18 protein-coding genes and 1 pseudogene are annotated in these 24729 nt (G+C 74.4%); 7 read left to right on the plus strand and 12 right to left on the minus strand.

From position 1 onward, the window contains the following. Both ABZS51_RS37170 and ABZS51_RS37175 read left to right on the plus strand, forming a co-directional pair. Positions 1-1450 (plus strand): IucA/IucC family protein (locus ABZS51_RS37170; RefSeq protein ID WP_355451427.1); only part of this gene is annotated, 1450 nt, incomplete at its 5' end. Then, a complete protein-coding gene (locus ABZS51_RS37175; protein WP_355451430.1) occupies positions 1447-2520 on the plus strand; it encodes a type III PLP-dependent enzyme in 1074 nt (357 codons plus the stop codon). The genes ABZS51_RS37170 and ABZS51_RS37175, both read left to right, overlap by 4 nt. On the opposite strand, the gene ABZS51_RS37180 is transcribed toward ABZS51_RS37175, so the two are convergent. Beyond that, entirely contained in the window at positions 2480-2974 is a 495-nt protein-coding gene (locus ABZS51_RS37180; protein ID WP_355451433.1) for a nuclear transport factor 2 family protein, read from the minus strand. The genes ABZS51_RS37175 and ABZS51_RS37180 overlap by 41 nt on opposite strands. Before the next feature lie 138 nt (positions 2975-3112). Between ABZS51_RS37180 and ABZS51_RS37185 the strand changes: the two genes are divergently transcribed. After that, positions 3113-3367, plus strand: a complete 255-nt coding sequence (locus ABZS51_RS37185) for an Ada metal-binding domain-containing protein (protein ID WP_355451435.1) — start codon at positions 3113-3115, stop codon at positions 3365-3367. A 41-nt stretch (positions 3368-3408) separates the two neighbouring features. Beyond that, a pseudogene (locus ABZS51_RS37190) lies at positions 3409-3546 on the plus strand (AlkA N-terminal domain-containing protein); the annotation flags it as partial. A gap of 350 nt (positions 3547-3896) precedes the next feature. Here ABZS51_RS37190 and ABZS51_RS37195 read toward each other — a convergent pair. From ABZS51_RS37195 to ABZS51_RS37215, 5 genes are all read right to left on the minus strand, one after another. Then, a complete protein-coding gene (locus tag ABZS51_RS37195) occupies positions 3897-7184 on the minus strand; it encodes an ATP-dependent DNA helicase (RefSeq protein WP_355451438.1) in 3288 nt (1095 codons plus the stop codon). Beyond that, complete coding sequence (locus ABZS51_RS37200) at positions 7178-10438, minus strand: ATP-dependent DNA helicase (RefSeq protein ID WP_355451441.1); 3261 nt, start codon at positions 10436-10438, stop codon at positions 7178-7180. The genes ABZS51_RS37195 and ABZS51_RS37200 overlap by 7 nt, the downstream gene beginning before the upstream one ends. 180 nt (positions 10439-10618) lie before the next feature. Beyond that, on the minus strand, positions 10619-10744 hold the full coding sequence (locus ABZS51_RS37205) for a hypothetical protein (protein WP_355451444.1): 126 nt from the start codon (positions 10742-10744) through the stop codon (positions 10619-10621). Between the two features lie 70 nt (positions 10745-10814). Next, the gene (locus ABZS51_RS37210) at positions 10815-15350 is read right to left on the minus strand and encodes a cation-translocating P-type ATPase (RefSeq protein ID WP_355451447.1); all 4536 of its coding nucleotides are present in this window, start codon (positions 15348-15350) and stop codon (positions 10815-10817) included. Positions 15351-15526: 176 nt separating this feature from the next. Then, entirely contained in the window at positions 15527-16129 is a 603-nt protein-coding gene (locus ABZS51_RS37215; RefSeq protein WP_355451450.1) for a hypothetical protein, read from the minus strand. Positions 16130-16221: 92 nt separating this feature from the next. On the opposite strand from ABZS51_RS37215, the gene ABZS51_RS37220 reads away from it, so the two are divergent. Beyond that, positions 16222-16389 (plus strand): hypothetical protein, encoded by a 168-nt coding sequence (locus ABZS51_RS37220; protein ID WP_355451453.1) that lies wholly within the window; start codon positions 16222-16224, stop codon positions 16387-16389. 16 nt (positions 16390-16405) lie between these two features. Here ABZS51_RS37220 and ABZS51_RS37225 read toward each other — a convergent pair whose 3' ends face one another. Then, entirely contained in the window at positions 16406-17209 is an 804-nt protein-coding gene (locus ABZS51_RS37225) for an SAM-dependent methyltransferase (protein ID WP_355451456.1), read from the minus strand. 85 nt (positions 17210-17294) lie between these two features. On the opposite strand from ABZS51_RS37225, the gene ABZS51_RS37230 reads away from it, so the two are divergent. Together ABZS51_RS37230 and ABZS51_RS37235 are read left to right on the plus strand one after the other, a co-directional pair. Continuing rightward, positions 17295-18260 carry a YafY family protein gene (locus ABZS51_RS37230; RefSeq protein ID WP_355451459.1) on the plus strand — a complete coding sequence of 322 codons (966 nt, stop codon included), beginning with the start codon at positions 17295-17297 and terminating at the stop codon, positions 18258-18260. Positions 18261-18342: 82 nt separating this feature from the next. Beyond that, positions 18343-18846 carry a VOC family protein gene (locus ABZS51_RS37235; protein WP_310713014.1) on the plus strand — a complete coding sequence of 168 codons (504 nt, stop codon included), beginning with the start codon at positions 18343-18345 and terminating at the stop codon, positions 18844-18846. Between the two features lie 110 nt (positions 18847-18956). On the opposite strand, the gene ABZS51_RS37240 is transcribed toward ABZS51_RS37235, so the two are convergent. The 5 genes from ABZS51_RS37240 to ABZS51_RS37260 form a co-directional block, all read right to left on the minus strand. Beyond that, complete coding sequence (locus ABZS51_RS37240) at positions 18957-21809, minus strand: CDP-glycerol glycerophosphotransferase family protein (RefSeq protein WP_355451462.1); 2853 nt, start codon at positions 21807-21809, stop codon at positions 18957-18959. Positions 21810-21911: 102 nt separating this feature from the next. After that, positions 21912-22217, minus strand: coding sequence for an MGMT family protein (locus ABZS51_RS37245; RefSeq protein WP_355451465.1), 306 nt, complete (start codon positions 22215-22217; stop codon positions 21912-21914). A 16-nt stretch (positions 22218-22233) separates the two neighbouring features. Continuing rightward, positions 22234-22593: a hypothetical protein gene (locus ABZS51_RS37250; RefSeq protein WP_310713010.1), complete on the minus strand. Its 360-nt coding sequence runs from the start codon at positions 22591-22593 to the stop codon at positions 22234-22236. A 23-nt stretch (positions 22594-22616) separates the two neighbouring features. After that, entirely contained in the window at positions 22617-23789 is a 1173-nt protein-coding gene (locus ABZS51_RS37255) for a S8 family serine peptidase (protein ID WP_355451468.1), read from the minus strand. Next, positions 23783-24729 (minus strand): hypothetical protein (locus ABZS51_RS37260; protein WP_355451471.1); only part of this gene is annotated, 947 nt, incomplete at its 5' end. The genes ABZS51_RS37255 and ABZS51_RS37260, both read right to left, overlap by 7 nt.

Below are 24729 nucleotides of genomic sequence, written 5' to 3' on the forward strand. Positions count from 1 at the left end.
GCTGCGGGCGCGCACGCGCGGGGGCGCGGCGCTGCGCTTCGACGGGCCGCCGGAGCGGCTGGAGCGCGGCGCGTGGCAGCCGCTGACCTCGGACGAGCTGGTACGGCTGGCGGAGGCCGAGCTGGGCGGGACGGAGCTCCAGGGCGGGCCGAACGAGGAGTTCGCCGGGCAGGTGGCGGCCAGCCGGGAGGCGGTGGCGGCGATCCTGCGGGAGCGGGCCGGGGCCGAGCCGCCGGCCGACCCGTGGCTGGCCTCCGAGCAGGCGCTGGTGTTCGGGCATCCGTTCCACCCGAGCCCGAAGGCGCGCGGCGGTGACCTCTGGGAGCGGTACGCGCCCGAGACGCACGCCCGCTTCCCCCTGCGGCTGCTCGCGGTGCGGGAGGACGTGCTGGCCGAGGAGGGCGACGCGTCGGCCCTCGACCTGCTGGGCGAGGCGCCGCCCGGGCACCGGCTGCTGCCCGCGCACCCGTGGCAGCTCGACCTGCTGCTCGACCGGCTCGGCCCGGTGCTCGGCGACGCGCTGACCGACCTCGGGCCGGGGCCGGTGGTGTCGCCGACGTCGTCGGTCAGGACGGTGTACGCGCCGGACGCGGGGCTGTGCCTGAAGTTCAGCCTGGACGTGCGGATCACCAACTGCGTGCGGAAGAACGCCTGGTACGAGCTGGCCGGGGCGGTGGAGCTGACCTCGCGGCTCGGGCCGGTGTTCGAGCGGGTGCGTGAGGTGTTCCCGGGCGCGCGGTGGCTGCGGGAGCCGGGGTACCGATCGGCCGCCCTGGGCACGCGGCTGCTGGAAGGGCTCGGAGTGATCGTCCGGGAGAGCCCGTGGCGGGTGTGCTCCCCCGGCGTGGCGCCGGTGCTGGCGGCGGCGCTCGCCCTGGACCCGGCCGCGGGCGGGCCGGCCCCGTACGGGGCGGACGCGATGGAACGGGATCCGCTCGGGTGGTGGACGGCGTACGTGTCGGTGGTGGCTCCGCCCGTCCTCGACCTGTTCTTCACGCACGGCGTGGTCCTGGAGCCGCACCTGCAGAACGTCCTGGTCGGCCTCGACGCGACCGGCCTGCCGCGTGAGGCGGTCTTCCGCGACCTGGAGGGCGCCAAGCTGGTCGCCGGCCGCCATGACCTGGGCGGCCTGCCGTCCCGCGTGGCGGAGGCGCTGACGTACGACGCAGAGCGCGGCTGGGCCCGGGTCGTGTACTGCCTGCTGGTCAACCACCTCACCGAGGTGGCCGCGACCGTCGCGGCGCGGGGCGGCGACGAGCTGCTGCGCGAGCTGTGGCGGGCGGCCCGCGCCGTGTTCGCCGCCGAGGCCGACCGGCTCGGGCGGCCGCTGCCCCTGCCGGAGCTGCTGGCCGGCGCCCCGCTGCCGGCCAAGGCGAACCTCGCGGTCCGCTGGGCCCGCGCCGCCGACCGGGCCGCCGGGTACGTGCCGATCGCGAACCCCCTCGCATGATCCCCGCCGGTGTCCGCGACGCCGCCGCCCGCCTCGGCGACCTCCCCGCCTACCTGTACGACCTGCCCGGCCTGGAGGCCCATGCCCGGTCCGTACGGCAGGCACTGCCGGGCATCGAGCTGTACTATGCGGTCAAGGCCAACCCCGACCCCGAGCTGCTGCGCGTGCTGGAGCCGCACGTGGACGGGTTCGAGGTGTCCTCCGGCGGCGAGCACGCCCACGTGTCGGCCCTGTTCCCGGGCAAGCCGCTGGCGCTCGGCGGGCCGGGCAAGACCGAGGCCGAGCTCCGCCTGCCGCACCACCGCCTCCACGTCGAGTCGCCCGGCGAGCTGCGCCGTCTGCTGGCCACCGGGCTGGAGGCCGACGTGCTGCTGCGGCTCAACCCCGGGCTCGCGGTCGAGGGGGCCGCGCTGACGATGAGCGGGCCGTTCGGGATGGACGAGGCGGGGGTGGCGCAGTGCCTGCCGCTGTTCACCGACCGCGTACGGCTGCGCGGCGTGCACGCCCACCTGGCCAGCGGCCTGGACGCGCCCGAGCTGCTGCGCCTGGCCCGCCACCTGCTCGACACCGATCACGACGAGGTCAACCTGGGCGGCGGCATGGCCGTGGACTACACCGAGCCGCGGGCGCGGTTCGGCTGGGCCGAGTACGGCGAGGGGCTGACGGGGCTGCGGCGTCCGGGGCAGCGGGTGCGGATCGAGCCGGGCCGGGCGCTGACCGCGTACTGCGGCTTCTACGCGACCCGCGTCGTGGACGTCAGGCGCGTGCACGGCCGGGCGTACGCGGTCCTGCTGGGCGGCACCCACCACCTGCGCACGCCCGTCGCCAAGGGGCACGACCAGCCGTTCGAGGTGCTGCCGGAGGGACGGGGCCAGGGCGTGACGGACGAGCCGGTCACGCTCGTCGGGCAGCTCTGCACGCCCAAGGACGTCTTCGCCCGCGACGTCGTCACCTCGGTGAGCGTCGGCGACGTGGTGGTGTTCGCGATGGCCGGCGCCTACGCCTGGAACATCTCCCACCACGCCTTCCTCATGCACCCTCACCCGGAGTTCCGCCACCTGACGCCCTGACCGGCACCCCTTCGACGGGCGCCACCGGGCCGTCGGCGGGCGCGTGGAACCATGCCGCTCCACGTCGGGTGTCCATGTATTCGCGGATCCGTCTGATCAGGCCGGACTCCAGTTCGAAGATGAAGCAGTAGTCGTTGTCGTAGTGGCCGCCGTGGGCGAGGGTAGCCCGCAGACGCATCTCGACGACCACGGTGTCGCCGTCGGCGTGGAAACCGCCGAAGTCCATGGACACGTCGTCGACGAAGACCGTGGAGAACTCCTGGGTCAAGAACCGTACGATGCGTTCCCGGCCGACGAGATGGTGCGTTCCGTCGATGGCCAGAGAGGTCGCGTTGCCGGGCGGGGCCAGCCACTCCGCGTCGTGCGTGAAGACGTCGCGGACCCGGCTCGCGTCTCGCGTGGCGAAGACGCGCCACGCGTCGATGACGAGCCGCTTGTTCGATGCCGCACTCATGGGCCGACTCCTTGTGCAGGTGGATGGCCCAGGATTCTCGCGGGTCGCGGATCAGTGATCTGGTCAGATTCGGCCAGATTCGGCAGTGGATCCTGATCTGTCCGATCTGGACCGGCCCGCCGATGCCATGCTGGGGCCGTGAACGCAGTCGGCGCTGTCCTCACCACCGGCATCTACTGCCGCGATGACTGCCCGGGCCGCCCCCTCCCGGCGAACACCACCCGCTACCCCTCCGCGGCCGCGGCGGAAGCGGCCGGGTATCGCGCCTGTCATCGCTGCCGCCCGTACCGGCAAGAATCCCTGCCTTCCGCGGACATGCCGCGCGCGAGTTACGGTCCCGGCGACGGGTCACCGACCGCCTCCAGGCCGACGGCGGGCTGGCCCTCCGGCTGACCCACGACAAGCCGATCGACTTCGCGGCCGCCCTGCGCCACCTGGCGGCACGGGCGACACCGGCCGTCGAGGCTGTCTCGGGCGGCTCCTATCGGCGTACCATCCTGGTCGATCACGATCCCGGCATGATCGAGATCACCCAGCGGTCCCCGACGGAGCTGCTCCTCGTCGCTCATCTCCCCCGGCTGGGCGGCCTCATCCACCACGTCCGCCGCGCCCGGCGCCTTCTCGCTCTTGACGATCCCGCCCGGACGTGCGGCCACTGGGATCCGTTCGAGGCCGGCGTGCACGACATCGTGCTGGCCGAGGCAGCGGACGCCTCGCAGGCACGGGCCGTCCTGGGCTGCCTCGTCGACCGATTCGGCGGGGCCGTGCCCGGCCTCGCCCCGGCCGGGCTCACCAGGACGTTCCCACGACCCGACGTCCTCGCCGCGGCCGATCTCGGCGGCCTGCCCATCCCCGGCGCCGTCGTTCACGCCGTGCGGTCATTCGCGCTCGCGACCACCGACCGACCGGCGCCGAGCCTTCCTCATGCACCCTCACCCGGAGTTCCGTCACCTGACGGCCTGACCGGCACCGCCTCGACGAGCGCCACCAGGCCGTCGGCGTCCAGCAGATCCACGGGGCGCACCGTCCGGTTGGCGCGCACGTAGTGGAAGGCGGCGCTGACCCGGTCGAGCGGCACACCGGCCAGGTGCGACCAGGCCAGCCGGTAGGCGGCGAGCTGCACCGACGCGGCCCGCGCCTTCTTGCCCCTGGGCGGCTCGCCGGTCTTCCAGTCGACCACCTCGTAGCGGCCGTCCGGCAGCTCGAACACCGCGTCCATCCGGCCGCGCACCAGCCGGTCGGCGATCATGGTCTCGAACGGCACCTCCAGGTCGAGCGGCCGGCGCTCGGCCCACTCGCTCTGCTCGAACCGCTCCTGGAGGTCCGCCAGCCGCACGTCGGCCTCCTCCACCTCCTCGACCAGGTCGAGGTCGAAGTCGTCGAGCAGCCGCTGCTGGTCCCAGCGGGTCTCCAGCCACTTGTGGAAGGAGGTGCCGCGCCGGGCGAGCGGAGCCGGCTTGACCGGGACGGGCCGGCGGATCCTGCGGGCCAGCTCGCCGGCGTCGGCGGCGAGCGTCACCAGCGACGACACGGTCAGCTTCGACGGCAGCTCGACGGTCGTGGCGCCACGCCTGCGGTGCAGCTCCCGCTCGCGCAGCAGCAGGTCCGTGTCGCGCTCCCAGGCGCGCACGCGCTCCTCCTCGAACGGACGCAGCGGCTCGTCCTCGGCCGGGGCGAGCGATCCGGCCAGCGCGTCCTCGACCAGCCGGGCGCCGTCCAGGACCGACTCGTAGCGCAGGCCCTCGGGCGTGACCGGCCAGACGGCGGCGGCCGGCTCGGCCAGCAGCGGGTTCGAGGCCCCCTCTTCGAGGTCGGGCGCCCAGAAGGCCACCTTGTCGGCGGTGTCGCGGATCTCCAGCAGGAAGTCCGACGGCTCCAGCGGCCTGGTGGCGCTGCCCCACCGGTAGCCGGAGGCGATCAGGTGGTAGTGGGCGCGCGTGACGGCCACGTACGCGAGCCGCCGCTCCTCCATCAGGTCGCGCTCCCGGCAGCTCTCGTCGAACGCGGCCAGGTCCTCCTTGGCCAGGCCCGGCAGACGGGGCAGGTCGGCGGCGTCGCCGCGCAGCGGGTAGGGCAGCTTGCGGGCGTTCTCCGTCCAGCGGCTGTTGGTGACGGGCGTGGCCGGGAACATGCTGCCGGTGGCGATCGTGCCCTTGGAGCTGACGAGCTGCGACAGGCCGGGCACGACCACGATCGGCCACTCCAGGCCCTTGGAGGCGTGGACGGTCATCAGCTTCACGCTGTTGCTGTCGCCGACCCGGCCGGCCTCCAGCCCGAACTCCTCGCTCTCGGCCGCCTGGAGGTAGGCGAGGAACGCGCCGAGCGTCGGGTCCTCGGAGTCGCCCGCGAACCGCGACGCCGCGTCCAGGAACGCGTCGAGGTCGGCCCGGGCCGCGAACGCGCTGACCGTGCCGCCGCGCGCGGCGACCTCGATGTCCAGCCCGAGCCGCCGCTCCACCTCGGTGATCAGGTCGGGCAGCGGCTGGCCGGTGTGCGCGCGGAGCTGGCGCAGCTCCTGCGCGAGCGCGACGAGCCGGGCGCCGGCCAGCGGCGAGAACGACTCCAGCCACTCCTCCCGGTCGGGCAGCTCGTCGAGCGCGTCGACCAGGCTGCCGCGCTCCTCGGCCAGGTCGGCCACCACCTGGTCGAGCGGGTCGTGACCGCGCCGGCCCGCGCGGGTCTCGCGGTTCAGCTCGCGGGCGTACTGGCCGAGCACCCGCAGGTCGGCGGGGCCGATGCGCCAGCGCGGACCGGCCAGCAGCCGGGCCAGCGCGTCGCCCGCCGTCGGGTCGTACAGGACGCGGAGGGTCGCGACGATGTCGCTGACCTCGGGGACGGTGAGCAGGCCGCCCAGGCCGACCACCTCGACCGGGATGTCGCGCTCCTCCAGCGCCTTGCGCAGCGCCGGGAACTGCGAGCGCTTGCGCGCCAGGATCGCCACGTCCTGCGGCTGGATCGCGAGCGTCTTCTTGCGCTCGCCCTCGCCCCAGGGCAGGCCGTCCGGGGCGACCTCCCGGCCGAGGATGCCGGCCAGGCCGTCGGCGACCCACCGGGCCTCGTCCTCGGCGGTCTCGTGGAAGGCGCAGGTGACGCGGCCCCGGTCCACCCGGTTCGGGCCGGGCACGAGGACGGGCACCTCGCGGGCCTCCATGCGCAGCGGGAGCTGGACGCGGGCGGCCACGTCGAGGACGCGGTCGCCGTTGCGGAAGCTGACGCTGAGCTGCCGCACCGGGGCCGGGTCACCGGTGCCGGTGCGGAAGTCACGGGGGAAGCGGCGCAGGTTGCCGGCCGACGCGCCGCGCCAGCCGTAGATCGACTGGCAGGGGTCGCCGACCGCCGTCACCGGGTGGCCGCCGCCGAACAGGCTACGGAGCAGGACGAGCTGGGCGTGGCTGGTGTCCTGGTACTCGTCGAGCAGCACCACCGCGAAGCGGGACCGCTCGATCTCGCCGACCTCCTTGTGGTTCGCGGCGATGCGGGCGGCCAGCGCCATCTGGTCGCCGTAGTCGATGACCTCGCGTGCCCGCTTGAGCCGCTCGTACGCCTCCACCAATGGCAGCAACTGCTCCCTGGCCGCCTGGACGTTGACCGGCCGGTGCTGGGCCTGCGTGACGCGGCCCGGCAGCCTCTCGTGCTGGTCGCGCAGCCAGTCGCCCACCCGGCGCACGTCCCCGGCGCCGCGCAGGTGCTCCGACAGCTCCCCCGCCAGCTCCAGGACGGCGGCCGTGACGGACGGCGGGCCCAGCTCGACGCGGTCCATCGGCCCGTCGTAGGCGGCGACCACCCGTGAGGCGAGCTGCCAGGAGACGGCCGGCGTGACCAGCCGCATGGTCGGCTCCAGCGCCTCGCGCAGCGCGTGGTCGGTGACCAGGCGCGCCGCGTAGGCGTGGTAGGTGGACACGGTCGGCTCCTCGTCGAGCGCGTCCGGCGTCACCAGGCCCGCCTCGGCCAGGCCGTTCAGCCGCTCCCTGACGCGGGTGGCCAGCTCGGCGGCGGCCTTGCGGGTGAACGTCAGGCCGAGCACGTTGCCCGGCTTGACCAGGCCGTTGGCGACGAGCCAGACGACGCGACCGGCCATGGTCTCGCTCTTGCCGGAGCCGGCGCCGGCCATGACGACCATGGGTTCGAGGGGTGCCTCGATGACGCCGGCCTGCTCGGGGGTCGGCGGCAGGACGCCGAGCTTCCCGGCCAGCTCGACGGGGTTCAGCACACCTGGCCTCCGCTGTCGTTGACGGGACAGCTGGCCCTGGCGGCGCAGGTGCGGCAGCCGTCGTTCGCCCTGGCCTGGAAGTACGGCCCGGACATGCCGGTCGCCACGGTGTCGACCAGGCCGGCGGCCCAGCCGGGGTTCGGGTCGTCGGCGAGGGCGCCCTGGCGCTGCTCCAGCGCCTCGTTGCGGCCGCCCGCCTTGCCGAGCTGGACCAGCGCGGCGCCGCCCGGCTCGGTCATGCCGTGGCGGGCGAACGCGCCGAGCAACGCGGCGAGCTGGTACACGCCGAGCTGCGGGTGCCGGTCCAGCTCGCCCGGCCGGGGCTTGGAGCCGCCGGTCTTCAGGTCGATGATCACCGCCCGGCCCTCGGAGTCGCGCTCGACCCGGTCGACGCGGCCCTTGATCTGCACGCCGTCGCCGACGGTGGCGACGAACGCCTCCTCCAGGGCGACCAGCTCGCGGGGGTTCTCCTTGTGCCAGCGCAGGAACTTGCCGATCATCTGCTCGGCGACCTGGCGCTGCTTGCGGTTGAACCAGACGCCGCCGAAGTCGAGCTCGTGCCAGATCTCGTCCAGGCGGCTGCCGAGCAGGTCCTCGTTCGGAAGGTCGGTGGAGGCGAGCACGGCCAGCGCGTGGATGATCGTGCCGAGCCCCTGGGCGCTGCTGGTGCCGGCGGCGCCGACGGCCGTCTCCAGCAACCAGCGCAGCCCGCACTTGGTGAAGCTCTCGACCGCCGACGGCGAGATGCTGACGGTGTCGTCGGGCCAGCTCAGCGGCCGGTCGTCGGTCATGGTCGTCAGGGCGTACCACTCGTTGGGGTGGGCGCCCCGCACGCCGGCGGCGGCCAGGCGGGCGAGCTGCTGGGCGGCCTTGCGGCGCACCTTGGCGGGCCGGGTCGGGTCGGTGACGGCGCTGCGCAGGTCGGCGACGAGCGCCGCCATGTTGAGCCAGCGCGCCCGGTCGTCCACCGTGGCCGTCTCCACCGCACCCGGCATGAGCTCGCTCAGGAACCTCGACGGCCGCTCGTCGGTGTCCTCGCCGCCCACGGCCGTCACCACGAGCCTGCGCCGGGCCCGCGTCGCCGCGACGTAGAACAGCCTCCGCTCCTCGGCCAGCAGCTTCGAGGCCAGGGACGCGGCGTTCGGCCTGGCGCCCTCGGCCAGCTCCACCAGGTCGTCGGCGCCCAGCATCGACCCGCGCAGCCGCAGGTCCGGCCACACGCCCTCCTGGACCCCGGCGACGACCACCACGTCCCATTCGAGGCCCTTGGAGCGGTGGGCGGTCAGCACGCGCACCGCGTCGCCGTCGGGCGCCCGGTCGGCCAGCGTGTCGCCCGGGATCTCCTGCGCGGCGAGGTCGTCCAGGAACACCTCGGCCCCGGCCTTCGGCATCCGGTCCACGAACCGGGCCGCGTAATCGAACAGCGCCACCACCGCGTCCAGGTCACGGTCCGCCTGCGCGCCGCGGGCGCCTCCGCCCAGGCTCAGCTCGGTCCATCGCTCGGCCAGGCCGCTCGCCTGCCAGATCGCCCACAGGACGTCCTCGGCCGTGCCCTCCTGGAGGACGGCCTCGCGGGCGGTGACCAGCAGCTTGGCGAGGCGCTCGGCGGGCGGGGCGATGTGCGGCTCGACGCGGGTGAGCTCGCGGGCGTCCTTCAGCGCCGCGACGAGCAGCTCGCCGGACGTGCGGGGCCTGTCGCGGGCCTCGGGCACTTCCGGCTGCTCTTCTTCCCGCTCGTCCTGGCCGGGTACGGCGGGCTCCGGCTCGGTGAGCGCGTATGCCTCGTTCTCTGCGATCTTCAGGGCTCGGCGGAGGCGCCGGACGCCGATCATGTCGGTGCCGCCCAGCGGGCCGGTCAGCAGCTCCTCGGCCACCGCCTCGTCCAGCGACGGGGGGTCGAGGGCCACGCGCAGCATGGTCAGCAGCGGCCGTACGCCCGGCTCCTGGGCGATCGGCACCTCGTCGCCGGCCACCATCGTCGGCACGCCCGCGCTGACCAGCGCCCGCCGCAGCAGCGGCACCTGGCGGACGGCCGAGCGCACGAGCACGGCCATCCGGTGCCAGGGCACGCCCTCGATGAGGTGGGCCCTGCGCAGCGTGTCGGCCACGACGGCGGCCTCCTGGCTGGTGCTGTCGGCCAGCAGCACCCGCACGTCGCCCGGGTCGGCGTCGGGCAGGCACAGCAGCTCCCGGTGGCCGTGCGTCCGTGCCCGCGCGGGAGCCGGGGCCTCGGCCGGGGCCTGCGCCTGGCCCTGTGCCTGGCCCTGTACGGGCGTCCGGGACGGCGCCGGGTCCGGCAGGGGGGCGGCCGGGAGGCGGGCGGCGAGGCGGCGGGTGGCCTCCAGCACGTCCGCGCCGCTGCGGCGGCAGACCCGCAGCGCGAGCACCGGGGCGTCCCGGCCGTCGAGCGTGCGGAACCGCTGCGGGAACCCCAGGATGCCGCGCACGTCGGCCCCCCGGAACCCGTAGATCGACTGGTCGGGGTCGCCCACGGCCACCAGGTCGCGCCCGTCGCCCGCGAGCTGCCGCAGCAGCATCTCCTGCGCCGGGTCGGTGTCCTGGTACTCGTCCACGAACACCACGTCGTGCGCGGCCCGCTCCCTGCGCCGTACCTCCGGGTCGGCCAGCAGCGCGGCCGCCGCCCGGATCAGCTCGGTGTAGTCGAGCGCCGGCTCCGGGTCGAGGTCGAAGCGCCTGTCGTAGCGCCGGGCGAACCCGCCGGCCGCCACCCAGTCGTCACGGCCGTGGCGCCTGCCGAGCTCCTCGATGCGGTCGCCGTCCAGGCCGCGCTCGGCCGCGCGTGACAGGAGGTCCCGCAGCTCCTCGGCGAACCCCCGGGTCTTCAGCGCCTCCCGCAGCGTGCGCGGCCACTCCGTCGCGCCGTCCTCCAGCTCGCCGTGGAGCAGCCGCCGGATCTCCAGAAGCTGCTCGGGCCCGGTCAGCAGCCGGGGCGGCGGCTCGCCCGCCAGCACGGCCTCGCGGCGAAGGAGCGCGTACGCGTAGCTGTGGAACGTCAGGGCCAGCGGCGTGCGGGTGGTGCGCCGCAGCCGGGCGGTCACACGTTCGCGCAGCTCGCCGGCCGCCTTGCGGCTGAAGGTGAGGATCAGCACCCGCTCGGGGTCGGCCCCCCGGCGCTCGATGCGGTCCACCACCGACTCCACGATGGTCGTCGTCTTGCCCGTGCCCGGGCCGGCGAGGACGAGCAGCGGCCCGCTCCCGTGGGCGACCACGGCGCGCTGATACTCGTCGAGCACAGGGGGCTCCGCCGGCCTCGCGCTCCCGCGCCGCACCAACCGCCAGGTCTGACCACTCACAGCACTAGATTCCATCAGACCACAGGGGTAGATCGTGCCGAGTTGACCGGTCCCGCGGAGACGATCCGCTCACGTTAGCGACACGAGGAGGGGTTCGCGCGGCGACACGCCACGGTGAGGTCAGGCGAGACGGACTCCGGGGGTCCGCAGGAACGTCGTGATGAGGGCGTGGATGAGGCGCGCCAGCAGGGCTTCGGCCACCATGAGCGCCGCCTTGGCCAGGATCGAGGCCAGGAGATCGGGCATGAGATACCTCACATGAGGGAAATGGTACGTAATGCCATATTTCACCATAAATCTGGCGCTGGGCGGCATCTTACGTGTCCGAAAGGCGAACGCGAGATGGCCGGCGCGCGTCCACCCGTTCGAGTGCCCTTTCGAGCAGCACCGCCGCGGCGGCGCAGCCGAGCGCGATCCCCCACCCCAGCGGCCCGATCGGACGGCAGCCGAACAGCCGGCTCAGCCCCGGCACCGAGACGATCACCGCGAGCACGGCCAGCGACGCGAGCGAGGCCAGCAGCACCAGCCGGTCCCGCCCGCCCACGACGAGTGTCTGCAGGAGCTGCGCCCCCACCAGCCCGACGAGCCCGATCGTGTCGGCCCGGTCACGTGTGCCGGTCATGCGGCCGAGCAGCCACGCCGCCGCGGCCGCCGCGGCGGTGGTGACGGCCCGCAGGTAGATGTCGCGGGTCAGGGCGGTGCCCAGCGACGCCTCCGGCCCTTCGGCGAGGAGCCGGTCCGGGTCCGCGGCGCCCGGCGGCCGCACCGCCACGGCCATGGCGGGGAGCATGTCGGTGAGGAGGTTCACGAGGAGGAGCTGGCGGGTGTTGAGCGCGCTGCGCCCGGTCAGCAGGCTGGAGCCGACGGTGAACACGATCTCGCCGAGGTTGCCTCCGAGCAGCATGCTCAGCGAGTCGCGCACCGACCCCCACATCCCCCGGCCCTCCACGATCGCGTCGATGATCGTCTCGATGCGCTCGTCCACCACCACGATGTCGGCGGCGGCGCGGGCGGCCGGGGTGGCGCGGGAGCCCAGGGCCACGCCCACGTCGGCGAGCCGGATGGCGGGCACGTCGTTCGCGCCGTCGCCGGTGACGGCGACCACCCGGCCCATGCGGCGCAGCCCGGCGACGATCCGGGCCTTGTGCTCCGGCGTGACCCGGGCGAACACCGCGACGTCCGGCAGCGCCCCGGCCAGCGCGTCGTCGTCCAGCTCCTCCAGCTCGGGGCCGGTCATGACCCGGCCGCCGTTCAGGGCGTTGATCTCGGCGGCGATGGCCTCCGCCGTGCTCGGGTGGTCACCGGTGATCATGACGACACGGACGCCGGCGCGCATCAGGCCCTCCACGCTGCGCCTGGCGGTGGGCCGCACCGGGTCGGCCAGGCCGAGGAAGCCGAGGAAGCTCAGCCGTTCGATCCTGGACTCGTCGAGGTCGGCGCGGCCGGAGGCGGGTCGCTCGGCGACCGCCAGCACCCGGTGGCCCTGGCGCGCGAGCCGGTCCATCTCCTCCTCCAGCTCGCGCCTCGCCGCCTCGTCCAGCGGCACCGTGCCTGCGCCGCGCCGCAGCTCCGTGCAGCGGCTGAGCAGCACCTCGGGCGCGCCCTTCACGCTCAGCACCTGCCGCGCCGCGCCGCCCGGCTCCCCCGTCGCGTCCCCGTACGTCCCGAGGACGGCGTGGTACCCGCGCGCCGGCTCGAACGGCAGCTCGTCCACCCGCCGCCACCCCCGGAGCCCGTCCGCCGGTGACACGCCCAGCCGCTCCGCCCCCTCCACCACGGCGCGGTCCGTGGGATGCGGGATGGCGCGCCCGTCCTCGTGCCGGGGGCACGCCCGCAGCGCGGCGCCCACGACGGCCCGCAGCTCGGGCGTCAGCTCGTCCACGGGGCGCTCGGTCCGCCCGTCCGACACCCGGCCCAGGCTGATGCGCCCCTCGGTCAGGGTGCCGGTCTTGTCGAAGCACAGGACGTCCACGCGGCCCAGCGCCTCGATCGTGGACGGGTTCCGTACGAGCGTGTCGCGGGCCGACAGGCGCTTGGCCGACGCCAGCTCCGCCACCGTCGCCACGAACGGCAGGCCCTCCGGCACCGCCGCGACCGCCAGGCTCACGGCGGGCGCGACCGCAGCGGCCGGCGGTGTGCCCCTCAGCAGCTCGATCACCATCAGCGCCACGCCCGACCCGACGGCGACGGGCAGGATGCGGCGGCTCAGCGCGCGCAGCCGCAGCTCCACCCCGGTCGGCGGCGGCGCGGTCGCGGACAGCCTGGCGGTCCTGCCCGCCACGGTCGCCTCGCCGGTGGCCACGACCACGGCGAGGCCGTGGCCCGCCGCGACCGTCGTCCCCTGGTACACCATCGACGTCCGGTCCGCGACGGCCGGCGCCGCCGTCGGCGCCTCGCCCTTGGCCACGAGCTGCGACTCGCCGGTCAGGGTCGACTCGTCCACCTCCAGGCCCGACGCCTGGACCAGCCGCGCGTCCGCGGGCACCGCGTCACCCGCGCGCAGCTCGATCACGTCGCCCACCACCAGGTCGTCCGCGACGCCGGCCACCGCGCCGGCCGGGCGGCGCAGCCGTACAGCCGTCGCCGTGATCCGCGTGAGGCGGTGCAGGATCCGGTCGGCGTGCCAGCGCTGCGTGCCGCCGAGCAGCGCGCCGACGCCCATCACGCCGCTGATCAGCGCGGCGTCCAGCACCGAGCCGACGGCGACCGACACGCCCGCGCCCGCGGCGAGCACCGGCGTGAGCGGGTTGGCGATCTCCTCCAGGCAGGCTCGGGCCAGCGAGCGCGGCTCTGCCCGCGGCGTCACCGGCGCCGCCCTGCGCCGCGCCGCCTCCTCCTCCGCGAGCCCGTCAGGAGACGTGTCGAGCCTGGCCAGCACGTCGCGGGCCGCCATGGCGTGCCAGGGCGTGTGATCGACGGGCGGAGGCGGCACCTCGCGGCCCGCGCGGCGGCCCGTCCACTCGCCCACGACGAGCGCGGCCACGGACGTGCCGTTGCCCACCAGGTGCACCCGGGCGAGCGCCGTCCGCGCCGGGCCCAGGAACGCCAGCCCCGCACCCACCGCGGCGCCGGCCGCGGCCACCCGCACGCCGCGCCGGCCGGCCTTCCTCGCGTACGGCAGGCCGCGCAGGAGGAGGTGCGCTCCCTCGAACCCGCCGATCACGTCGGCGTCCCACGGGACCGGGCGGGGTCTGCCGAGCACGCCGACGCCCACGTCCGCCAGGGCCAGCGCCCGCCCGCCGCGCTGCGACACCACCGCCACCCCGTGCCCGCCGGCCTGCATGGCCCGCACCTCGGAGGCCAGCCGCGATCCCCCGCGCACCACCCGATCCACGCCCAGCCGGGCGGCCAGCCCCGGATCGCCGCCCGCCAGCACCACCTCGCACCCGCGCCCGGGGGCGGCGACGAGAGCCTCGGCCAGCGGGTGCAGCTCGGGCTCCAGGCCGACGACGGCGGCCACGACACCGTGCCTGGCGACCGCGACCAGCCTGATCCCCTCGTCCCGCCATCGCCCCACCTCGGCGGGCTCCCCGCCGCCGATCACCCCGGCCGGCTCGTACGGGGCGACGCTCCAGCCGTCGCGCTCCCGGCGGGCCACCGGGGCGGAGCGGTCCGTGAGATCGATGAGCGTGTACAGACGGGAGTGCAGCTCCTCCACACCCGCCTGCTCCGTGCGCGCGCCCGTCCCCTTCTGCTCCTCGGCGGAGACGAGTGGCACGATGCCGTGGACCGCCCACGCGCCCGTGGTGAGCAGACCGGCGTCCACGACGACCGTGTCCACGCGGTCCATCCGGTGCAGCGCCTCACGGTCCAGCACGATCGTGTCCCGCCCCGCCAGCGCGCGCACCACCGCGCTGGTGAACGCGTTCCGGCTCAGGGTCGCCGCCTTCGGCACCCCGGCGACCAGCAGGGTCAGCCCCCGCTGGTGGTTTCGGCTGAGGAACGTGGTCACGCCCTGCCCGGCCACGGCGAGCATGCCCGCCGCGTCCGCGTACCTCTCGACGGGCCCGCGCGGCAGGGGCGACCCGCGTGGCGGCACGGCCGCACGGATGTGGCGGTAGGCCCCGTCCTCGGCGGCGAAGTCCTCCTCGCGCCGCTCCCATGCCGCGCGCACCGCACGCGCCTCCACGAACCGGCCGGCCGCCGCGACCGAGTCGATGAGCAGGGAGACGGGCCGCAGCGCGAGCGTGTGCGTGGCGATCCGCCCGGACGCCAGCAGCGCGTCGCCGATCGGCTTGCCGACCCGCTCCTCCAGCTCGCGGCGGACCCGGGGGGTGTGCTCCACCAGGGAGACCAGGGCCGGGACCAGCGGGGGCAGCCCGGGCACCCGGACGACCTGCCCGGCCAGAGCCGCGCCGGCGCCGAGAAGGTGCAGGCCGAGGCTAACGGCGGCGCGCGCCTGCTGCTCCACACCGTCGAGCGCCCAGGCGCCGCCTCCCGTTCCCGCTTCGTCAGCGTCCATGTCGTCCTGGAGGCCGGAGTCTTGGAGGCCGGAGTCTCGGAGGCCGGAGTCTTGGAGGCCGGAGCCGCCCGGCGAGTCCGGCGTCCCCTCGTCCAGCTCGTCGACGATCGCCACGAACTTGTCCAGGTCCGTCGCCTCAGGGTCGCAGGCGACGTACACGGAGCCGAGCACGCCGTTCACCTCGGCCCGTTCGGCACCGGCGGCGCGCAGGCGCTCCTCCAGGAGGCGCGCCGCCCGATCGGTGCCCGGCCCGCCCAGGGCGCGCAGCTCGACCCGCACCCCGCCCGGGCACACGCGGACCACCCGAGGGTGCGGGAGCAGCCCTCGGACCGGTTCGGGAAGCATGGTGAGCAGCGCGCCGGCGACGGCGTGCACGCCGGGCAACCGCATGTGTTCTCCCTCTCCCGTCGAACAGGTGTGTCCTGGCGGGGGAAGGCCGGACGGATGGACGTGTCAGGTACTCGCTCGCTCATCGCCCGGCCGGGGGCTCCGGCTCACCGGACCGCGCGATGACTCGCACAGGCCGCCCCGTGCGCATGGACGGCCGCTGGTGTCATGAGCGGGCGCTAGGTGCCGGAGTCCTTCTGGCCGGAGGGGAAACCCCGGCTCCTGGGGGAGGCGGCGCCCCTTCTCGTCGTGGAGGCGGCCGCGGCCTCCGATGACGGCGTGCCGTTCGCGGACCCGCTCCTCGCCCTCGTGGACGTTCCGCTCCGGCCGCGCGTCGCCGGGGACGTACGCGCCGTCGAGGCCGCGCGTGCGACCGTCTCGGCCGCCGCCCGGGTCGCCTGGGACTCCCGCGCGGTGGCGCCGCCGGCGACGCCCCCCATGAAGCTCTCCCCCGTACGGGCCCGCTGCGCGATGATCGCGCCCGCGCCGATGGCCGCCGCGACGGGCCACTCGATCACGCCCATGACCGCCATCGCCCCCAGGGCCCCGTAGTAGGCCACGCGCTCGGGCGGCGGCAACATCGACCGCGCGACGTCGGCGGCGTGGCCCATCTCCTGACGGTTGATCCTGGGAACGGGCAGACGCGGCATCGACACGTGCGGCAGACGCACCCGTCGAGGGCGAAGCTCGATGCTCATCATCGGCAGGTCCAGCGTGAACCGTCTGGCGGAGCCGTCCACCGGCCCGGCGGTATCGGACGAACGGGTCTGGGCCTCGGTCATGACGTCGCCTCCGGACTGAATCCTTCTCCGCTTCCCTATCCCACCGCCGGGCGGTTCATGCCCAACACAGCCTTTTTGACCCTTTCCCTACCATGCCCCGCACGGCCTTGGTCGAGCGCTATCGGCTCGACCCCGCCACGAGGCTCTACAAGCACACGGGGACGTTCATGAAGGACGAGCCCGGCGAGACGCCGCTGGTGAGCAACCCCATCCCACTGGTGATCGACTGGTCGGAGCTGGAGTTCGACGCCGCGAGCTAGCCCCTGCGGGACAGGGTCAGGGCTTGCGGGCGATGCCGCCGTACATGAGGCGCTGGCCGACCGTCAGCTCCGCCGGCACCGGACCGTCCGGGCGCCACAGGGGCAGCGGGACGACCCCGGGCTCCAGCAGCTCGAACCCGTCGAAGAAGCCGGTGATCTCCTTCTCCGTGCGGAAGCGGCCCGTGCCGAGGAGGGCGAGGTACTTCTTCTCCGCCTCGCGGGATTCCTCGCTGGAGGCGCAGAAGTGGGTGATGAACAGGTAGCTGCCGGACGGCACCGCCGCCATGTACTTCTCGACGATGCCCTGGGGGTCCTCGTCGTCGTGCAGGTGGTGCAGGATGCCGACCAGCATCACGCCGACCGGCTGGTCCATGTCGATGAGCCGCCGGACGTCCTTGTCGGCGAGGATGGCCGAGGGGTCGCGCAGGTCGGAGGTGACGACGGCGGTGCGCTCGTTCTCGGCGAGCAGCGCCCTGCCGTGGGCCAGCACCATCGGGTCGTTGTCGACGTAGACGACGCGGGACTCGGGGTTCGCGCGCTGGGCGACGTGGTGGGTGTTCTCCAGGGTCGGCAGCCCGGACCCGAGGTCGATGAACTGGCTGACGCCCTGCTCGACGAGGAACCGCACGCCCCGGCCGAGGATCTGCCGGTTGTACGTGGCCACGTCGTAGATCTCGGGGACCACCTTCACGATCTCCGCGACGAACGCGCGGTCGACCTCGAAGTTGTCCTTGCCGTTGAGCACGACGTCATAGGCGCGGGCGATGCTGGGGCGCGTCGTGTCGATGGCGCTCTTCCACTGATCCGGCGTCTCGGCCACGTCGGTCCCCTCTCGATGCTGCGACGACCATGATCCTAGTGCGGTGAACATGAAGGCCGTACGCGTTTAGGGCATTCTGAGGGACATGTCCGGCACCTCCGCCCGCCTGCTGACTCTGCTGTCGCTGCTGCAGACCCCGCGCGAATGGCCCGGCAGCGAGCTTGCGGAGCGGCTGGGGGTCAGCCCGCGCACGATCCGCCGGGACATCGAACGGCTGCGCGACCTCGGCTACCCGGTGGAGGCGAGCATGGGCGGCGCGGGCGGCTACCGGCTGGTGGCGGGCACGGCCATGCCGCCGCTGCTGCTCGACGACGAGGAAGCCGTGGCCATCGCCGTCGGCCTGCGCACCGTGACCCGGCACGCCGTGGACGGCATCGACCAGGCATCGGTACGGGCCCTGGCCAAGCTGCGGCAGGTGCTGCCGTCCCGGCTGCGGGCGCGGGTCGGCGCCCTGAGCACCGCCACGTCGGCGCCGCCGCCCGTCGCCGGGCCGAGTATCGACCCGGAGATCCTCACGTCGCTCGCCACGACGGCCGCCGCCGGGGAGCGGGTGCGTTTCGCGTACCGGTCCGGCGACGGCGCCGAGAGCAGGCGCCACGTGGAGCCGTACGCACTGGTCACCTGGGGCCGGCGCTGGTACCTCCTCGCGTACGACTGCGAGCGGGACGACTGGCGGGTCTTCCGGGTGGACCGCGTCGAGCGGCCCTGGCCCACGGGCGCACGGTTCGCACCGAGGCCGTTGCCGGCCCAGGACGCCGCCGCCTTCGTCGTCTCCAAGCTCCACACCCTGGCCCCCACCTACCGCGCGGTCGTGACCCTGCACGCTCCGCCCGAGTACGTGAGAACCCGCCTGGGTGACGGCACGGAGGACGTGACGGCCGTCGACGAGCGCACCTGCCGGCTGGACGGCCGCAGCGACACCCTGGAGTGGCTGGCGTTCCGACTGCTCACCCTGGGCTGCGAGTTCGAGGTGCACGAGCCCCCTGAGCTGCTGGAACACCTCCGCGAGCTGGGCGGCCGAGCCCTCCGCGCCACCGCGGGCGCCTCCTGAGGACCGTGTAGGACGGAACCTGACCTACTCCCTGTCTAGTGTCGGCACAGACATTCCGCAACACGGCACAGGAGGCGGCGACATGCCCGTCAAGCCCATCCCCGACGGCTACACCACCGTCACCCCGTGGATCATCTCCCGCGACACCGCCGCGGTCATCGACTACCTGAAGGAGGCGTTCGGGGGCGAGGAGCTCGGCCGGGTCGTCGACGCCCGTGGCGTGATCGGCCACGCCGAGGTGCGCATCGGGAACGCGATCGTGATGCTGTTCGACGCCGATCCGAGCTGGCCCGCGACGCCCGCGTTCGTCCGGTTGTACGTCGAGGACGCCCACGCCGTCCACCGGCGTGCCGTCGCCGCCGGGGGCACACCGATCTCGGAGGTCACGCACCTGGCCTTCGGCGACGTGGTGGGCCGGGTACGGGACCCGTTCGGCAACGTGTGGTGGATCCAGACGCGCATCGAGGACGTGTCACCGGAGGAGCTGGAGCGGCGCTGGAGCGACCCGGTGTTCACGGCGGCCATGGAGTACATGCAGCGTCCGGAGACCGAGATCTTCCCGCCCACCGCCCCTTCTGGCGGCTGACCGCCGTCACGTCGTCCGGCCGCACGTGGTCTGGCCCCGCAATCCATTGCCCTCGGCGCCGACGTGAAAGGCCCCGGCAGCGCCGGGGCCTCTCACGTCAGGAGTACGGGTCAGGAGAAGAGGCGGTCCACTACGCGGGCCGTGGCCTTGCCGTCGTCCCTCGGGGCGTAGGTGGCCCGGAAGGCGTCGTAGCGGTCCCTGTGGGCCGCCGCCACCTGGTCGATCGAGCGCAGGGCCTCGACGACCTCGGCCGAGGTGGACAGGACCGGGCCGGGGGCGATCTCCGGCAGGTCCACGTACAGGCCGCGCCGGGAGGAGTACTTGGCCAGGTCGTACGCGTAGAAGACCATGGGGCGGCCCGTGGCGGCGAAGTCGAACATGACCGACGAGTAGTCCGTGACCAGCACGTCCGCCACCAGCAACAAATCCGCCATATCCGGATAAGTCGTGACGTCGTGGGCGATGTCGGGGACGGCGGGCATGGCCTGCATGGGGTGGGCCCGGACCAGGAGCTCGTGGTCGGCTCCCAGCTCCTCCCGCGCCTTGGCCAGGTCGAGCTTGACCATGGCGTTCTTGCGGTCGTAGTCGCGGTACGTCGGCGCGTACAGCACCACCCGCTTGCCCTCGGCCAGCCCCAGCCGCTCGCGCACCCGCGCGGCCAGCCGCTCGCGGTCGGGCGAGGTGAGCACGTCGTTGCGCGGCAGCCCGCTCTCCAGGACCTCGCCCTGGTAGCCGAACGCCTTGCGCAGCACCGGCGTGGCCCACGGCGACTGCGACAGCAGCACGTCCCAGCCGCGTACCTCCGTCGCCTGCCGGTGCCAGATCGGCGGCCGGGGGTCGCGGGCCATGTGCGGCTGGTCGTTGCCGACGTGCTTGGCCGGGGTGCCGTTCCAGGTCTGGAGGACGACCTGGTCCTCGCGGGCCCGGAACCAGACGGGCAGGAAGGAGTTGGTCACGATGTGGCGGGACCTGGCCAGCGCGGCGTGGTGCTCGCGGCTGCCGGCGCGCACCACGGTGGCGCCGCCCGGCGGGGTGAACGCGCCGTCCTTGACGATCCAGATGTGCTCGCGGTCGTCGCCGCGCCGCAGCCGCTCCTCGTAGACGGCCCGGACGCTGTCGGCGTAGAGCCGGCCGTCGTTGACCACGTAGACGGTCGCGTCGGTGAGCGGCTCGGTGCGCTGGGCCGGGTAGAAGACCTTCCGCAGCACGTGGGTGCCGGCCACGCCCTTCTCGTCGGCGGGCCGCGACTCCTCGACCGCGATCACCGGCACGTCGAAGCGGGTGGACACCATCCGGAACGCGTGCCCGCCCAGCTCGCGCGGCTCCTCGTCCAGCCCCGGCAGGGCGGCGTGGTCCATGCGCAGCGGGACGATCTCGCCGGAGGGATGGCGGGTCGACAGGTTCCAGGTGCCGGAGGACAGCGGGAGGCTCTCGCCGAAGCGGTCCATGGCCGAGGGCGTGATCCGGACGGAGAAGCTCTCGCCGTCGCGCTCCATCGGGATGCCGTAACAGAGCCCGGAGCGGTGGCGCAGGGTGAGGACGCGGTGCCCGGGGGCGTCGGGGTAGCTCCCCCGCAGGACCAGGGCGGACCCGTCCCAGACGGCCGAGGAGATCACCGGGCGGATGCGGTGGGCCGAGACGATGACGCGGTCGCGCCGGTCGCCGAGCACGGTGATCTCGCGGTCGCCGACGGTGGCCCGGGTGTCGACCAGGTCGGCCAGCATGACCGAGGCCGCCGGGTCGCCCTTGGGCTCGACCCAGAGCCGCCGGCCGTCCTTCTCGTGGAGCAGCGCGGAGACGGCCTGGACGACCACGACCTCCGTGCCGCCGTCCTTGGGCGTGAAGTCGGCCGCCATGCGGTGGCCGCCCAGCCGGGCATGCCCCCTGGTGACGCTACGGCCGGGCAGGAAGATCCTCAGCTCCAGGCGGTCGCCCTCGACGGAGACGCCGGTCAGCTCGGCCCGGTTGGGCTGGAGCACCACCTGGAGGGCGCGGTCGGACGTCCACGTGGGCCTGACCCACCAGCCGGGCCGCAGCTTGAGCCCGGCGGGACGCTCGGCGCGGCCCACCGCGAAGCCGCGCAGCAGGCCGGTGGCCCGGGCGCCGCGGCTCCAGAACACGATCTCGGCCCGCCACGTCGTGGCGTCGGCCACGGCCGGCCGGTGACGCATCCGGCGGCGGACGGCGTGGACGACGCCGCGCACGGCGCCGCGCCAGCGCAGCGACCACGGGCTCAGCTCGGCCGAGAACCCCGACCAGTCGTAGTTGCAGCCCGGCTCACGCGCGCCGTGGGTGGCCTCCGGCTCGAACGTCCGGCGGGTCCGCAGGCGCACGGGCGGCAGCCAGCGGGGCCCGCGCAGCACGACGGTCGCCCGGTTGAAGCGGCGGCTGCGCACCGACAGCCCGGCGAGGTAGGCGAACCCGGTGATGCGCAGCCTGCCGTCGACCCACTGGATGTCGTCGATATGGGTGACCGGCACCATGTCGGAGGGCCGCAGCTCGTACAGCGTGGACGGCAGCTCGTCCTGGAACGGCAGGTCGGCGTACCAGCGCAGGCCCTTGCGGATGCGCTTGGACGGCTCGGCCGCGGCGGCGACGGCCGTCGCCAGCGTCTCGCCGTCGATGAGCTCCTCGTCGGGGCGGTGCTCGACGAGGTGGCAGATCAGGCGGCGGGCGACGGGCAGGTCGCGCTTGACGCGCTCGTCCACCCCCGCGAGGTACGGGCGCAGCAGCGTGACGAGCTCGCGCCGGCGGGCGGGCCCGCGTTTGACGGCGACGTCCATCCGCGCGCCCAGCGGGCCGCTGAGCACCTCGGCGTCGAACGCCGCGTCCTGACCGCCAGGACCGACCGCGCGCATGATCGCGTCGAGGGGTTCGCCACGATCGCAGAGATCCTGGACGACCTTCAGACGATCGGCGGCCGGAACTCCGCCCTGGCTCTGGGCTGTTACGCCGGTGGCCATGGGGGGCACCGCCTTTCGGACCGCCATCACCTGTTTTGCCCATGCTAAGGGGAGTCTCGTACCGCAGATGCACCGTCGGGGCGAATCCGCAGCTCAAACGTTTTACTGAGAATCCACTGAACGCCCGTCCCAGCGCGCGGCCCGCATGTCGGCCTTCTCGCCCCGTCTGGGCGTGCCCTCGGCCCGCCAGTGCGCGAGGCACTCCTGGAGATGACCGGCCGAGGCGGCCCCGCCGTCGGCGTGGACGACGCGCCACCACGGCACGCCGCCGCCCCACGTGGACATCACGGCGCCGACCTGGCGCGGGCCGCCCTCGCCGAGATACTCGGCGATGTCGCCGTACGACATGACGCGGCCCGGCGGGATGGACTCCACCACCTGGAGGACGCGCTCCGCGTACGGGTTCACCGGCGGCCCCGCGGCGTCACGGTCCCCACGCGGCGGGACCCGCGTCGATGATCTCGTCGAACTTGCCCAGATCGGTCGTCGTGCCGCCGGCCGTCACCTGGACCACGCCGTCGCGCAGCGTGTAGCTCTCACCGTCCTCGCCGACCAGCCGGGCGCCGAGCAGCGCGGCCAGCCGGACGAGCTGTGCCACCTGCCAGTCGGATCCGGGCTCGCCGACCACCTGGTCGGTCCAGCGTGCCACGGTGTGCGCGCCGCCGCCGTGCCTGGCGACGATCTCCCGCGATCCGCGCAGCTCGAACCCGGCCGGCGCGATCGCCCTCGCGAGGTCGGCGTAGGCGATCGGCGCCTCCCGGACCACGCGCAGCTCGTATCCCATGACGCGGGACCATAGCGGATCTTTCACCCTCTACGCTGATTGAGCGCCATGATCGCCCCGCTGAACGTGACCAGCGCCACGAGGGCGGCCCCGCCGAACAGCCAGAGCCGCCACGGCTCGGGTCCGGGCCGCGACGGCGCCGGGCTGTCCTCCCCCTCGCCGAAGTGCAGGTCGTCGGACACGCCCGGCGCGGGCTTGGCCTGCGCGAGACGCTCGGCGGCGTTGAGGGCGGCGCCCGCGTCGACCACGCCGAAGCCGACCTTGTCGTCGTACCCGGCCGCCGGACGGCCGCGCGCGCTGGACGACAGGGCCTGCGCCACCCGCTCGGGCGGCAGGGCGGGATAGCGGGCCTTGATCAGCGCGGCCACCCCGGCGACGAGCGCGCCGGCCGAGCTGGTGCCCTCGGACGGCTCGTAGCCGCCCCCCATCCTGGCCACGGGCACGCCCACGCCGGGCGCCGCGACGAGGACGGACAGGTTGTCGCTGCTGAACGGGGCCCGCCTGCCCTGCTTGTCCACGGCCGCCACGCCGATGACACCCGGGTAGCCGGCGGGGAAGCTCCAGTAGGAGGTGCCCTTCTGCTGGGCGTAACCGGTCTGCCCGTCGTTGCCCACGGCGGCGACCAGCACCACGCCTTTGCCCAGCGCGTACGAGACGGCCTCGCGCTCGGACTTGAGCGGGCCGTAGCCGCCGATCGACATGCTGACGACCTGGGCGCCGTGGTTGGCGGCGTAGCGCAGGCCCCTGGCCAGCGGGCTCTCCAGGCCGGAGTCCTCGTCGGGACGGGGGGCGGGCGCCGGCTCTATGGTGCCGGTGCCGGGCTCCTCGTCCAGGGCCAGCGGCACGGACAGGATGCGGGCGTCGGGCGCGATGCCGACCAGCCCGTTCCTGGCGCCCGAGCCGGCGACGAGCGCGGCCATGGAAGTGCCGTGCTCGCCGGGCCTGGCCTCGCGCTGCACGGACGAGGTGCTCATGTCGGGGCCCGTCGTCACCTTGCCGCGCAGCTCCTTGAGCTTCGGGTCCACGCCGCTGTCGATGACGGCGACGGTGACGCCGCGGCCCTTGGTGACGGCCCACGCCTGCTCGACGTTGAGCGCGTCGAGCACCCACTGCTGCTGCTCCCGTACGGGGACGCTCGCGGGGGACTGCAGGGTCAGGGCCGCGGCGGCGAGCACGCGGACGGCGGCGGTCAGCACACGTTCCCCTGGGTGCAGGGCGGGACCTTGGGCGGGTCGGCGAGGAAGTAGGCGATCTGGTTGCCGATGGACTTGGCGGCCGGCCACAGCTCGCTGTGCAGGATCTCCTCCGGCGGGACGGCCGCGCGCGTGCGCCCGTCGGCGTAGCCCGCGGTGGAGAACACGATGTACGGCCCGGCGCCCACCCAGCCGGCGCGCTGGCGCTGCTCGGTGCCGAACCGCTCGGTCACCGTACCGGGGAACGCCACGGGCAGCACGCCCACCCGGTCGTCCTGGCTGAGCTGCTCGGTCGCCGACAGCCGGGCCTCCTCGTCCTTGAGCACGGCCACGCCGACCGTGAACACGAACGTGGCCGTCTGGTCCACGTACGTGGCGCGGAGCATGGTCACGCAGCCGTGGTCGTCGAGGACGGCGGCCACGGAGGCGTCCACGCCGTCGCGGCACTCCGTCTCGGGGGCGATGCCGACGCGCCGGGCGTACTGCTGGGCGCTGTCGAGTCCCTGGTACCTGACCTCTTCCGGGAACACGCCCGTCGCCGGCCACGCCTGCCAGCGGCGGGCGATCTCCTCCTGCTTGTAGCGGTTCTGCTCGGCGGGGGTCAGGGGGCGGGAGCGGTTCTCGGCGAGCAGCCCGACGGTTCCGAGCAGCACGACGACGGCCGACATGGCCATGACGGCGCCGACGAGCACGACGAACCAGCGGCGGTAGCGCACGCCACGCCGCAGCGCCTCCCGCTCGGCACGCTCCCGGGCGGCTGTGCCGGCGCGGGTGGTGGCCGCCGGCCAGGCACGCACCCGCGAGCGGCGCCCGGACTGGGAGCCCAGGGGATTTCGCCGTCCCGGTGTCCCTCCGGCGCGCGGGAGCCCCGAATTCGTCCTACGTGCCTTCACCACCGCCTCGTTCCCGGGGTCGCTCGGTGTGTATTTCGTCCCCCTTGGCA

It is taken from the genome of Nonomuraea sp. NPDC005501 (assembly GCF_040605905.1).
In the GTDB taxonomy this organism is placed as follows: Bacteria; Actinomycetota; Actinomycetes; order Streptosporangiales; family Streptosporangiaceae; genus Nonomuraea.